Annotated in this window: 11 protein-coding genes; 1 reads left to right on the top strand and 10 read right to left on the bottom strand. The window is 41.8% G+C overall.

Annotated elements, in window-relative coordinates; all coding sequences use genetic code 11:
• Positions 1-9 precede the first annotated feature (9 nt).
• The 10 genes from pknB to LF822_RS04345 all read right to left on the bottom strand — a co-directional run bounded on the left by pknB (position 10) and on the right by LF822_RS04345 (position 10,974).
• On the bottom strand, positions 10-2,097 hold the full coding sequence (gene pknB / locus LF822_RS04300) for a Stk1 family PASTA domain-containing Ser/Thr kinase (RefSeq protein ID WP_256521714.1): 2,088 nt from the start codon (positions 2,095-2,097) through the stop codon (positions 10-12).
• Complete coding sequence (locus tag LF822_RS04305; protein WP_253922717.1) at positions 2,090-2,857, bottom strand: Stp1/IreP family PP2C-type Ser/Thr phosphatase; 768 nt, start codon at positions 2,855-2,857, stop codon at positions 2,090-2,092. The genes pknB and LF822_RS04305 overlap by 8 nt, the downstream gene beginning before the upstream one ends.
• Positions 2,858-2,886: 29 nt before the next feature.
• Positions 2,887-4,233 (bottom strand): 16S rRNA (cytosine(967)-C(5))-methyltransferase RsmB, encoded by a 1,347-nt coding sequence (gene rsmB / locus LF822_RS04310; protein WP_253922718.1) that lies wholly within the window; start codon positions 4,231-4,233, stop codon positions 2,887-2,889.
• A 1-nt stretch (position 4,234) separates the two neighbouring features.
• On the bottom strand, positions 4,235-5,179 hold the full coding sequence (gene fmt / locus LF822_RS04315; protein ID WP_253922719.1) for a methionyl-tRNA formyltransferase: 945 nt from the start codon (positions 5,177-5,179) through the stop codon (positions 4,235-4,237).
• An 18-nt stretch (positions 5,180-5,197) separates the two neighbouring features.
• Positions 5,198-7,609 carry a primosomal protein N' gene (gene priA, locus LF822_RS04320; protein WP_253922720.1) on the bottom strand — a complete coding sequence of 804 codons (2,412 nt, stop codon included), beginning with the start codon at positions 7,607-7,609 and terminating at the stop codon, positions 5,198-5,200.
• Positions 7,609-8,811 carry a bifunctional phosphopantothenoylcysteine decarboxylase/phosphopantothenate--cysteine ligase CoaBC gene (gene coaBC / locus LF822_RS04325; RefSeq protein ID WP_253922721.1) on the bottom strand — a complete coding sequence of 401 codons (1,203 nt, stop codon included), beginning with the start codon at positions 8,809-8,811 and terminating at the stop codon, positions 7,609-7,611. Before coaBC ends, priA begins: the two co-directional genes overlap by 1 nt.
• A gap of 91 nt (positions 8,812-8,902) precedes the next feature.
• Positions 8,903-9,130 (bottom strand): DNA-directed RNA polymerase subunit omega, encoded by a 228-nt coding sequence (rpoZ, locus tag LF822_RS04330; protein WP_253922722.1) that lies wholly within the window; start codon positions 9,128-9,130, stop codon positions 8,903-8,905.
• A complete protein-coding gene (gene gmk, locus LF822_RS04335; RefSeq protein WP_253922723.1) occupies positions 9,127-9,747 on the bottom strand; it encodes a guanylate kinase in 621 nt (206 codons plus the stop codon). Before gmk ends, rpoZ begins: the two co-directional genes overlap by 4 nt.
• Before the next feature lie 12 nt (positions 9,748-9,759).
• On the bottom strand, positions 9,760-10,023 hold the full coding sequence (remA, locus tag LF822_RS04340) for an extracellular matrix/biofilm regulator RemA (RefSeq protein WP_253922724.1): 264 nt from the start codon (positions 10,021-10,023) through the stop codon (positions 9,760-9,762).
• Between the two features lie 69 nt (positions 10,024-10,092).
• A complete protein-coding gene (locus LF822_RS04345) occupies positions 10,093-10,974 on the bottom strand; it encodes a YicC/YloC family endoribonuclease (RefSeq protein ID WP_253922725.1) in 882 nt (293 codons plus the stop codon).
• A gap of 109 nt (positions 10,975-11,083) precedes the next feature.
• Between LF822_RS04345 and LF822_RS04350 the strand changes: the two genes are divergently transcribed.
• Positions 11,084-12,793, top strand: coding sequence for an Rqc2 family fibronectin-binding protein (locus tag LF822_RS04350; RefSeq protein ID WP_253922726.1), 1,710 nt, complete (start codon positions 11,084-11,086; stop codon positions 12,791-12,793).
• Positions 12,794-13,174: the final 381 nt, after the last annotated feature.

Consider the following 13,174-nt stretch of genomic DNA (forward strand, 5'->3'; position numbering starts at 1 on the left):
TTCACCTACTTAATATGAAACATTTTCTTCCTCAATTACTTCATCTTCTATTACGACCTTATACGCAGCATCGTTATCAGGAGAAATTGTTAAATCAATTTCCATAGTTGTATCTTCAGTAATCATTTCTTCACTATAGACTTCGGAAATTTCGTTGTTCATGTCCTCTACATACACCAGAACCTGCTGCTCTTCTTGGTCTGAGTCGTTGTTAAAAGGTACATCAACTTCTACAGTTTCTTCCCTGGGAGCTTCCTCTTCTTCTTCCTGCTCTTCATCATTATCAGAGGACTCTTCTTCTTCTTCTTCTTCCTCTTGCTCTTCTTCTTCTTCCTCTTCCGCTCCTAAAGAAATAACCAGCTCTACCGTTGATCCTTCATCAACCTCGGTAAGTGATCCAGGCTCCTGACGTATCACCTCACCTTGAGGAACATCATCAGAATATTCTTCTGACACAGAGGCCTCAAGTCCATTATCACTTAAGTAATCCCTGGCTTCCTCTTCGGTCTCCCCTTCTAATGGTCTTAAAGTTATCGAAGGCGGTCCTGTACTCACTTGAAAAATGACGCGCTCTTCTTCAATAATGACATCGTCTCCTGCCTGAGGTTCAATTTGTTCAATAATCTCCCCTTCAGGTCTGTCGGAAGTTTGTTCAATAGCCAGTACACTTTGATAACCTTGATCTTCTAAATCTGTCTTGACGTCATCATAATTTTGGCCGACATAATCCTCGAATTCTATTCGCTCTTTCCCTCTAGAAGAATATACCGTTACACGTGATTCCTCTTTTATGACTCTTCCGGCCTCAGGGTCAGTTCTTATGACTAACCCTTCTTCTACATCATCAGAAAAGACAGCTTCTCTCTTCACTTCTAAATTCAAGTCAGAAAGTTCACTATACGCCTCTTCGTATTCCATACCCTCCACGTCTACCATCTCTACGTCGTCAGGCTGCAGAAGACTTGGAACAATAAAAATGGCAGCAATCCCGGCGGAAAGTAATACGAAAAAAATGATAGTAAGCCATAAAAGCCACCGTTTCTTTTTCTTTGGTTTCTTTTCTTTCGGTTTCTTCTCTTTATTTTTCTTATCATTTTTCACGACTTCTTCTTTTTTTGTTTCCTCTAAAGCTTTTGCGTCAAACTGCTGGGTCGCATCATGAACAATTGTAGCATCCTCATCCTGTCCGGCAAAACTATCATCAGTAATAACAGGAATTGCTTTTGTTTTTTCTTCCTCTTCATTCTCGGGTATCGCGAATACTTCCTCATTGATTCTGTAGGGCTCGAGAGCTGTATCTAAATCTTCTTCCATTTCCAGCACAGATTCATACCGGTAGAAAGGGTCCTTTGTGGTGGCCTTTAATACTACATTCTCTACGCTTTGAGGCAGATCTGGAATCCATCTCTTTAATGAAGGAGTCTCATGCTGTAAATGCTTTAATGCTATAGAAACTGGAGATTGACCCGAAAAGGGAAGTCGCCCGGTTAATAATTCAAAAAAGACAATCCCCAGTGAATAGATATCGGACTTCTTTGTGGCCATACCGCCCCGCGCCTGTTCGGGAGATAAGTAGTGTACCGAGCCCAGAACGGAGTTCGTCTGAGTTAACGCAGTCGCGCTTAAAGCCATAGCTATGCCGAAATCTGTCACCTTCACGTGTCCATAATGGTCAATGAGTATATTTTGAGGTTTAATATCCCGGTGGACAATCCCGTTATCATGGGCATGAGTAATCGCTGAGGTGACCTGCCTCATAATATCAATTACTTCTGTTGTTTCAATAGGGCTCTTTTGTTGAATGAATTGCTTCAGCGTCATCCCATCCACAAATTCCATAACCATGTAATAGATATCTTCTTCTTCTCCTACATCGTATATGTTTACTATATTAGGATGCGATAAACTGGTGGCCGATTGTGCTTCTCGGTGAAACCTTGCTATAAATTCTTCATCATTTCCATACTCTAGGCGTAATACCTTTATGGCTACTTCTCGATCAAGAATTGAATCATGGGCAAGGTAAACATTGGCCATACCTCCTCCACCGATCATTTCTTTTACACGATAACGATCGTTGAGGAGACGATTATTCATCACAATCAACACCCTCTTTCAATGAGGTATCACTGTTTTGAACGACAGCCATGGTAATATTGTCTTCTCCGCCCCGCTCATTAGCTAAATTAATAAAAGACTGACAAAAATCCTGCCAATTCCCATTGTATTCTGACAGCCTGCTTAACTCGTGCTCCTGTACTTTGTTTGTTAAACCATCAGAACATAACAAGAGCCTGTCTCCTTCTTCAAACTCCAAGGTCCTAATATCCGGTGAAACGTTTTCATCTGTTCCCAATGCTTTGAGCAGGACATTCTTTCTTGGGTGAGTTTCGGCCTGCTCTTCGGAGATCTGGCCTGAACGAACTAATTCGTTAACGAGAGAATGGTCCTCTGTAATTCTTACAAATCCGTCCCCGTTCGCTAAATACACCCGACTGTCTCCTATATGGCCTATTGTAGTAAACTGATTATTGCATAAAGCAGCTACAACGGTTGTTCCCATACCTCTGCATTCTTCATTTTCCCTGGAGTGGTGCAGAATTTCGCGATTGACTTCGGTAATGGCATTTCTCATCCACTTTTCTGCCTCTCCCGGCTGTAAAATGTATGATGTCTCGTTCCATTTCTTATGTAAAGTGGAGACTGCCAGCTGACTGGCTACATCACCGGCTTTGTGACCTCCCATCCCGTCCGCCACTACAGCGAGAACCTGGTTCTTTTCATGGTGAAAAATGCCGCCTGCATCTTCGTTATGGTTACGGACTTTTCCTTGATCTGATAAAAAAATGCCAATCATGGTTTACACCCCATCTCTTTCAAATCACGTTACCTTTTCACTAACCTGGTTAAAAAGAATCCGTCTGTATCCCATTGCTGGGGAAACAGCTGCAATCCATATTCGCTGATACCCGTTGAATCTTTTAAGAAGTCAGGCAGGTCTTCGACAAAGGAAGAATCAACAGTGAAATCTTTATTCTGATTTAAAAATTCTTTTACTGCTCCTTCGTTTTCATGCTGGTCTACTGTACAAGTGCTGTAAACCAGCTTGCCTCCTTTTTTAAGAAGCGGCGCAAGACTAACGAGCAGGCTGTCTTGTATAGTGCGCAGATCGTAAATATCTTGTTCTTTTTTATGATATTTTATGTCCGGCTTTCCTCTTAACACCCCGAGTCCTGAACATGGAGCATCCAGCAGAATTCGATCGAATGACTCTTCCTGGTGGACCTGTCCGAGTTTTCTCGAATCCGCTTGATCTGCTTTAATTGAACTTAACTGCAGCAGCTCTGCTTTTTCCTTAACAAGGTTAGCTTTTTTCTTATGCAGGTCATAAGCCGTCACTTCTCCTCGGTCACTTAATTTTTCAGCTATATGAGTAGTCTTTCCACCAGGTGCGCTGCAGGCATCCAGTACTGCATCTCCAGGAGTTAAATCCATCATTTCAGCTGCAAGCATTGAGCTTTGATCCTGTACAGTAACAAGCCCTTTCTTAAACAGAGGATCATTTAATATGCGGCCCTCGGTAATAAGAAGGCCCTGCGAGGAGAATAAGCTTTCTTCTGCAACTATGCCTCTTGATTTCAATTCTGTTGCTGCTTCCGACCTCGATATTCTAAGAGTCTGTACCCGTACAGACATGGGCAGGTGTTTAAGGTTCTGAAAACAAATGCCTCTCGTTAAATCCATCCCATATAGTCTCACCCAGCGCTTCACAAGCCAAACCGGGTGACTCGTTTCAATGGAGAGCTTCTCTAGAGGGTCAGTGATCGCTTCGGTATCTTTGACGCCGTTACGCTGTACATTTCGAAGTACACCATTCACCAAACTTGAAATCCCTTTATGCCCTTTTCTCTTGGAGATTTCCACTGACTCATGGATGACCGCATGATCGGGGACACGCTCCAAATAAAGCATTTGATAAACAGACATGTAGAGCAGCCATTTTACCCATGGCTTCAGTTTCTTTTGGTTAGTTATATAGGGGTGGATTTGATAATCAATTTTCAGCTTGTTTTGAAGAGTCCCGTATACAATTTCAGTTAAAAGCGCCCCGTCCTTCTGGCTTAACCGATGTTTTCTCATTTCCTGATCTAACAGGACGTGACTGTATCCGCCCTGTTCACCTATACGTGTTAGTAGTTCTAATGCTGATTCTCTAAGCTGGTACTTTGTCATATTAGTCCTGCTCCCCCAGTCGATCACCAATCTGCATGGCTTGCCCTGCCCCATTTAGAAAAGCCTGCCCATTCATTCGTTTCTTTCCTGAGGGTTGAAGATCAGTTATCTTAATGGCCTTCCCATCTCCTGAAGCAACTACGAGACCATCCTCGTGAAAATCTACGACTGTTCCTGCAGGCTGGGCGTATGTCTGATTCACTTTAACACTCCACCATATTTTTAACGGTTTTCCATTCCAATATGTATAAGCTACAGGCCATGGATGCATTCCACGAATGTGATTATAAATAGCCTGCTGGTCCATAGACCAGTCTACTTTTTCCTGCTCTCGTTTTATATTTGAAGCAAAGGTCGCCTCTTCTTCTAGTTGTTTCTCTGGTGTTATTTCTCCTGCAAGAAGCGGGGGTAAGGTTGCCATTAATAAATCTGCGCCTGCTCTGGCCAGCTTATCATGAAGAGTTCCCACATGGTCATTATCTTCAATAGGCACTTTAACTTGAGTCAGTATATCACCAGCATCGAGTTTTTTGACCATGTACATAATGGTAACTCCGGTTTCAGGTTTTCCTTCAATAATAGAATAATGAATGGGCGCTCCTCCCCGCAGCTCCGGTAAAAGTGAAGCATGAACGTTGATACATCCATGCTTTGGATATTGTAAAAGAGCTTCAGGAAGAATTTGACCAAAAGCTGCCGTCACGATTAATTCCGGCTCGTACTGTAACACTTGATCATATTCGTTTTTGATTTTTTCTGGCTGGACCACAGGGATTTCCATATCTTCAGCGGCCTGCTTTACCGGCGGAGGAGTTAACGTTTTCTTTCGGCCCTTAGGGCGGTCCGGTTGTGTTACGACGACTACTACTTCATAGTTGTGCTCAACAAGCTGCCTGAGCACGGGAACAGCAAAATCAGGTGTTCCCATAAATGCAATTCGTGTCATGATGTATATACTCCTTCCTTACATTAATTGGTACGGTTGAAAGTCTACATTTATCTGCAGTCCGTTTTCTTCTTTTAATTCATCTTCATAATAGTGTAAAATTCGCTGTATTAACTTATGCTGTTCGGGTTCGTCTTTATATTTTACCATGCATTGATATCGATATCTATTGTTGATCCGTGTGAGTGCTGACGGGGTTGGACCTAAAACATCAGCTTCTTCAGATAATTTATTCCGCATATATACTACAATTTTCTGAGTAACTTCCTGGACCTTTAACTGGTTGGGGTGCGAAATGGTAAACAACGTCAGGAAATAGTATGGCGGATACTTGAACGCTTTTCTTAATTTCATTTCTTCATTGAAAAACTGTTCATAGTCATATTCACTTGCAAGCTGAATACTATAATGATCCATATTATAAGTTTGCACAATAACTTCTCCTGCCAATTTATGACGGCCTGCCCGTCCGCTTACTTGAGTTAAAAGCTGAAATGTTTTTTCTGCGGCACGGAAGTCAGGCAGATTCAGCAGAGCATCCGCCGCAAGAATTCCCACTAAAGTGACGTTGGCAAAGTCAAGACCTTTGGCAATCATCTGGGTGCCGAGTAGAATGTCGGCTTTCTTGTCTCCAAAGTCATTTAATAATCGCTCATGTGCTCCTTTTCTCCTGGTTGTATCGACGTCCATCCTAAGTACCCGCGCCTCTGGCATAAGCTCCTGCAGCGCTTCCTCTACTTTTTGAGTTCCCGTCCCAAAGTATCGAATCGTTTTACTTTCACACTCTGGGCACTGACTGGGCATCGGCTCTTCATAAGAGCAATAATGACATTTCAGCCTCTCCTGGCGGCGGTGATAAGTAAGGGCGATATCACAGTGAGGGCATTCTTTCACATGTCCACAGTCTCGACACATAACAAAAGTTGCATACCCTCTGCGGTTTAAAAACAACACAGACTGCTCGCCGCGTTCTATTCTTTCTTTTAACTTATCAAGCAGAACCCGGGAAAACATGGAACGATTACCTTGATGCAGCTCATTTCTCATATCTACTAATTCAGTTGAGGGCATGGAGGCGTCATTCATTCTCTTCTTTAATGTAAGCATAGAATAATTACCTTTAGCCGCCCGGGCATATGTTTCGAGTGAGGGAGTCGCACTGCCGAGAATAACGGGGCAGGAGTGAATTTTCCCTCTTTCGACTGCTACATCTCTTGCATGATAGCGTGTTCTATCTTCCTGCTTGTAGCTTGCTTCATGTTCTTCATCGATAATGATGATTCCTAAATTAGTGAAAGGAGCAAAGATCGCCGACCTGGCTCCTACGACTACTTTGACCTCATGCCTTTGAATCTTTCTCCATTCATCATATTTCTCACCTGCGGACAACCCGCTGTGGAGAACTGCGACTTTTGAGCCAAACCGGCCTTTGAATCGTTCGACCATTTGGGGGGTGAGAGCGATTTCCGGCACAAGCATAACCGCCTCTTTGTTTTGATTTAAGACCTGTTGAATAGATTGCAGATATATTTCAGTCTTTCCGCTGCCGGTGACCCCATGGAGAAGAAACACCTCGTGTTTTTCCTCTTCCAGCGTGTGCAGCACAGGTGTGATAGCTTCCTGTTGTTCCTCCGTTAAAGGAAAAGGCTGAGTTCTTTCAAATTCTCGATGTGAAAAAGGGTCACGTAAGACTTCCTGTTTATACTCTTTAAGTACTCCCTGCTTCAGCAAAGGTTTAAGTGAAGATGCAGACGCTTCTGTTATGCTGAGTAATTCTTTTTTCGGTAGAGGCTCTTGTTGATCAATAAAATATTCGATAACCTCTCTCTGCTTTTTAGCCTGAGCTGACAGGTCCACTAACTTCTCTTCCAGCTCAACCGGATCTAACACCGGTTCCACCATCGAAGTCGTTTTTGTCGTTTCACGGCTCTTCACTTCATAATGGACATCAACTAAGCCTTCATCAACGTAATGACGCAGCTGCTGATAGCTTACACCTGACTTTTCAAATTCCTTATATTCAATGGTCTCCCGACCGGCAAATAGTTCAGCCAGCTCTTCAGGGAGGTCTTCTTCTGTAAGCTTCCAAAGCTCTTTACGATACGTTGCCTTTAATACTTGAGGAAGCATAACCTGTAAACAAGATACATAGAAGCTTAAAGTCTGCCGCGATAACCATTTTCCTATCTGAAGTAACTCCGGGGTTAGTGCAGGAGCAATATCAAGAACATCCTCTATATCTCTTACTTTTTTAAAATCACTAAACTCAGCGAGAGAAATCACATAACCTAGAACTTTCCTAGGTCCAAATGGAACAATGACTCTCACACCAGGCTGGATGACGGAAGCGTAATGATCAGGAATACCATAATCGAACAATCGGTTCGTGTTTTGTGAAGGCACATCCACGATAATTTTAGCGATACTCATTAGACATCACCCGTAATTTCCCCGGCAGTCTCTATAAGTATTTTCTTTGCAAGCTCGTCCTTTGACATTAAAGGAAGCTCCAACCTTTTACCGGTCTTAGTTAAATAAATAGATGCGTTAGTATCATAGGCAAAACCAGCGCCATCTTCTGATACGTTATTCATAACGATCGCATCTAAGTTCTTTTTGACCAATTTTTGTTCTCCGTAATGTTCTACGTCATTGGTTTCAGCTGCAAAACCAATTAAATATTGATTCTGCTTCACCTTCCCAAGCTCCATTAAAATATCTCTAGTCCTCTCCATCTCTACAGCATAATCTCCCGGCTTTTTCTTCATTTTGAAATCGTATGAATGCCTAGGTCTGTAATCAGCCACAGCAGCGGACTTTATGACAATATCATGGCGTAAGAATTCATTCGTCACTGCTTCAAACATTTCTTCAGCTGAAACTACATCTATTCTCTTCACATTCGGAGGAGTCTCTAAATTTACAGGGCCAGAAACTAAAGTTACTTCAGCTCCCATTTTTGATGCCTGGCGAGCTAAAGCAAAGCCCATCTTTCCTGTTGAGGGATTGGTAAAGTAGCGGACAGGGTCAATCTTCTCCTGGGTAGGACCGGCTGTAATCAGCACCCTTTTTCCGGTTAAAAGCCCCTGGTTGTCTTCTTCGTTCTCAAGAATGCGTACAATAGTATCCGGGTCTTCAAGCCTCCCTCTGCCTACATATCCACAAGCCAAATACCCTTCCCCGGGTTCGATAAATTTAAATCCCCAATTGTCCAACTGCATTAAATTTTTAATGACGGAAGGATGACTATACATGTGCACATTCATAGCCGGAGCTATATAGACAGGGGCCTCGGTAGCTAATAATGTAGTAGACAGCATATCATCCGATAACCCATTCGCCAGTTTTCCGATTATATTGGCAGTTGCTGGAGCAATTAAGAACAGATCCGCCCAGTCCGCTACATCAATGTGCTGGATTTGTTTTGGATCCTGTTCAATAAAAGTATCTGAATATACAGGCTGGCGTGATAATGCCTGAAAGGTTGTAGGAGCTACAAATTTTTTTGCATTTTCAGTCATGATCACTTTAACTTCTGCTCCTGACTGCACTAATTTACTCGTTAATGCGGCGGCTTTATATGCTGCAATACCTCCTGACACACCTAATACGACTTTTTTGTTTAAAAGCATAGGAACCTATCCCTTCCTCAACAATTAATAACGAAAAGCCGCGCCTTATCCTAAGTAAGCGCGGCTTTGATGATGGTATGTGACGAATACATTACGTAGTTTCCGTTCTTTCCTGAATGTTCTCCGCTTGAGAATACGTTAATTTCCCACAATCGATCTCTTCCAGTGCTACACCCACCTGCTGACTTGAGATTGGATTGTCTATCATAGGTGCACTTCCTTGCTTTAATTCCCGGGCTCTTCTCGCTGAAAGAGTTACTAATGTATATTTCGATTTGATCTGCTTCTGCAATGAATCAATAGATGGTTCTAACATCATGATTGATCAGCCTCCAATGCTTTTTTATACTGATGTGCCACGCGCTCTCGTTTACAATGTTCACTTGCTACGATTGCTTTCACTTTATTAACTGCGGAATCAACCTGATCGTTGACTACAACATAATCATAAGCATCCATCATGTCGATTTCTTCTTTAGCCGCCAGCAGCCGGTTCTTCACTTTTTCTTCCGTTTCTGTTCCCCGGCTGACAATTCGATCTTTTAATTCCTCTAACGATGGAGGGATAAGGAATACAAATACCCCTTGTGGAAAATTCTCTCTTACTTTTAAAGCTCCCTGCACTTCAATTTCAAGAAAGACGTCTTTTCCTTCTTCAAGAGTCTGTTCCACGTACTGGCGGGGAGTTCCGTAATAATTGCCGACATATTCTGCATGTTCAATCAATTGTCCTTCAGATATTAACTTTTCGAACTCATTCCGTGATTTAAAAAAGTAATCCACTCCATCTGTTTCTCCTTCCCGGGGCTCACGGGTTGTCATTGAAATGGAATACCTTAAATCTGTAGACTGATCAAATAAAGCTTTCCTTATTGTTCCTTTACCTACACCAGAGGGTCCAGATAAAATAAATAAAATGCCCTTTTCCTTTATCACGAATGGATCCTCCTAGTTATCATCTGACATTTCATCATTACTTAATACGCGCTGCCCCACTGTTTCAGGCTGGACAGCAGATAATACAACGTGATCGCTGTCAGTAATAATAACAGCCCGGGTTCTCCGGCCGTATGTAGCATCTACTAATTTATTATTGTCTCTTGCAACGGTAATAATACGTTTAATAGGTGCAGACTCAGGCGAAACGATAGATATGATACGGTTGGCAGATACCACATTACCAAAACCGATGTTAATTAACCTTAAACTCAACAAAACTTCCTCCTTCTAAGACACTAATCTAATCCTATTATATGAAAAAAACAATAGAAATCTCAATTGTTATTCAATATTTTGTACTTGTTCTTTAATTTTTTCTATTTCACTCTTCATTTTAACCACCTGGTTGGACAGTTCCGGATCATTCGACTTTGACCCAATGGTATTTATTTCTCTGTGAAACTCCTGCACAATAAAGTCAAGTGTACGGCCAACAACTCCACCCTGTTTTAAAAGGGTATGAAACTGTGTAATATGGGAGTAAAGTCTGGTCACTTCTTCTGAAATGTCTCCTTTTTCCGCTAAAAGTGCGACTTCCTGATACACTCTTTGTTGATCTTCAGTCAGTGCTTCTTTTGTGTAATTTTCAATTCTTTGTACTATTTTTTCTTTATACTCATTAATAACAGAGTCCCGCTTAGCTTCTATGAGATTCACGATACTTTCCAACGACTGCAGTCGTTGGAGAAGATCTACTTTAAGCTGTTCTCCCTCACTTTCCCGCATGGACAACAGTTGTTCTAATGCCCTCTGCGCTGCCTTCTCGACGGCTGATGTTAAGCCGCTGCTGAGTTTTGGAGTCTCTGTTATAGAAAACGCGTGATCCAACTTAGCTACCATATCAATAGAGATTTCACCCGTCAACTCATACTTGCCTTTTAAAATGTGAAGCTGCTCTTTATATTGGCGGATGAGATCCTCATTCACCTGAAGCCCTAAAGATGTAAGACCTTCCCCCTCTAAATTGAGAAAACAATCGATGCGTCCTCTTTTTACTACATCCCCTGTAATCTTCTTTAATTTATCTTCCATAAACAGCAGGGAACGGGGGATTTTTGGTGAAAAATCAAAGAAACGGTGGTTCACACTTCGAATTTCCAATGTCCCTTTGACACCTTCTACATTTAATTCCTCTCTGCCATACCCTGTCATACTCCGAATCATATTCCATCACGTCCAATTAAAATAAAGTTTATAACAAGTTTAGTTTATCAAATTTGTTCACAAGGAAGCGAATCATTGCTATACTGACAAGACTAGAGAGGTGATTACCATGCCATTTGACGGCGTCGTAACCCGTGCGGTGACTCATGAATTAACAGGTTCCATCCAATCGGGAAGAATTGTAAAGATTTATCAGCCGACTGAAACAGAGCTTGTTTTTACCATTAGACGTAATGGTATTAAACATACTTTATTGTTATCAGCTCATCCGAGCTATGCACGCTTTCATTTAACGAACGATCAGTATCAGAACCCTAAAGAACCGCCAATGCTTTGTATGCTGCTTAGAAAGCATCTAGTCGGTGGCTTTATTGAGGATATAGAACAAATTGAGATGGAACGTATAGTCAAGCTCCATGTAAGATCCCGTAATGAAATTGGTGATGAATCGATCAAAACACTAATTGTAGAGATTATGGGAAAACATTCAAATATTTTATTGATCGACAGCGAGCAGGGGCATATAGTAGACAGCATTAAACATTTGCCTCCTTCTCAAAACCGCCATCGTACAGTTATGCCTGGACAACCATATAAACTTCCCCCTTCTCAAGGGAAAATTGACCCCGTGTCATTAACAGGTGAAGAGTTAATTAAAAAGCTGGATTTCAATTCGGGCAGGATCGACCAGCAAATATTAAATCATGTGATGGGCTTTTCTCCCGCCATTACAAAAGAAATTGCTTTTCGAGCTCATTTAGGCTCTTCTGATGACTATAAAGCAAGTTATGAGAACGTCCGCGAACATCTTACTCATCATCGATATACCCCGTCGGTTTTCACTGGGGACCGCGAGCAGTTTTATGTGCTGCCCCTTACCCATGTTCAACAGGAATCGAAGAGCTTTACTACTGTAAGCGAAATGCTCGATAAGTTCTATTCTGGAAAGGCTGAACGCGACCGGGTCAAACAGCAGGCTGGGGACCTTTATCGTTTTTTGAAAAATGAGCGGGATAAAAACAAACGAAAATTAAAGAAACATGAAACGACGTTAAAAAAATCAGAAGCTGCGGATGATTATCAAAAAATGGGAGAGCTGCTTACTGCTCACATGCATCTCGTCAAATCTGGTGATGCTGCTGTTACAGTTGTAGATTACTATGACCCGGACCAATCTGAGCTGACGATAGAATTAAACCCTGTTAAATCACCGAGTGAAAACGCCCAGAATTATTTTCAAACGTATCAAAAGTTAAAAAAATCAAAACAAGTTATTCAGCAGGAAATCAAGAAAGCATACGGCGAGATTGAATACTTTGAACGCCTGATTCAGCAAGTAGAATCTGCCCGGGAAGAAGATATTGAAGATATCCGTGAAGAACTAAGAGAACAGGGCTACTTAAAGAAAAGAACTCCTGCAAAAAAATCAAAAAAGAAACCTTCCAAACCATCACCAGAATCATACCAGTCAAGTGACGGTACGCCTATATACGTAGGAAGGAATAATAAACAAAATGAATATTTAACCAACCGCATTGCTCATAAAACTGACATTTGGCTTCATGCAAAAGATATTCCAGGGTCTCACGTGGTCATTAAAGCCAGTGACCCGACTGAATCAACTCTATTCGAAGCTGCCAGACTTGCTGCCTACTTCAGTAAGTACAGTCAGTCATCTTCCGTTCCAGTAGACTACACATTAATTAAGAACGTTAGAAAACCCTCTGGAGCAAAACCGGGATACGTTACGTATGATGACCAGCAAACACTTTATGTAACTCCTGACGCTGAAGAAGTTATACGGCTTAAAGATAAATAACACAAAAAATCCACTACGAGCTAGTGGATTTTTAGACTGTTGAAAAAGCCTGGATGGGTGTACACATGGTATTACATGATTCCTCCATTAGAATCATGAAAAAAGCGTCGCTTTTAAGCTGGTCAGGCGGAAATTCTCCTCGATCTGTGACCTCCTGGGCCCTTCCTGTCTGCTTGTCCCGCAGAAGTCGTCATGTTTTCAGTTCCTTTTAATCAAAAGAGACTCTCGGAACCACTGGAGCATATAGCCTTGTGGAAAAGGACCTCATAAATGCTTATGGGTTTATTGATCATTTATCGAAAAAGGATTTTTTTACCGGCTCAGGAAATAGATAAACACTACAATTGCAGTTAAATAAGAAAATAGAGCCTGTGCCCAGTA

The organism is Halobacillus sp. A5 (assembly GCF_024189315.1).
GTDB lineage: Bacteria > Bacillota > Bacilli > Bacillales > Halobacillaceae > Halobacillus_A.

Excerpts from the sequence above, each read along its gene's own strand:
- pknB (WP_256521714.1), bottom strand. The coding sequence starts at position 2,097 with ATGAATAATCGTCTCCTCAACGATCGTTATCGTGTAAAAGAAATGATC.
- LF822_RS04345 (WP_253922725.1), bottom strand. The coding sequence starts at position 10,974 with ATGATTCGGAGTATGACAGGGTATGGCAGAGAGGAATTAAATGTAGAA.
- fmt (WP_253922719.1), bottom strand. The coding sequence starts at position 5,179 with ATGACACGAATTGCATTTATGGGAACACCTGATTTTGCTGTTCCCGTG.
- rpoZ (WP_253922722.1), bottom strand. The coding sequence starts at position 9,130 with ATGATGTTAGAACCATCTATTGATTCATTGCAGAAGCAGATCAAATCG.
- rsmB (WP_253922718.1), bottom strand. The coding sequence starts at position 4,233 with ATGACAAAGTACCAGCTTAGAGAATCAGCATTAGAACTACTAACACGT.
- coaBC (WP_253922721.1), bottom strand. The coding sequence starts at position 8,811 with ATGCTTTTAAACAAAAAAGTCGTATTAGGTGTGTCAGGAGGTATTGCA.
- LF822_RS04350 (WP_253922726.1), top strand. The coding sequence starts at position 11,084 with ATGCCATTTGACGGCGTCGTAACCCGTGCGGTGACTCATGAATTAACA.
- priA (WP_253922720.1), bottom strand. The coding sequence starts at position 7,609 with ATGAGTATCGCTAAAATTATCGTGGATGTGCCTTCACAAAACACGAAC.
- LF822_RS04305 (WP_253922717.1), bottom strand. The coding sequence starts at position 2,857 with ATGATTGGCATTTTTTTATCAGATCAAGGAAAAGTCCGTAACCATAAC.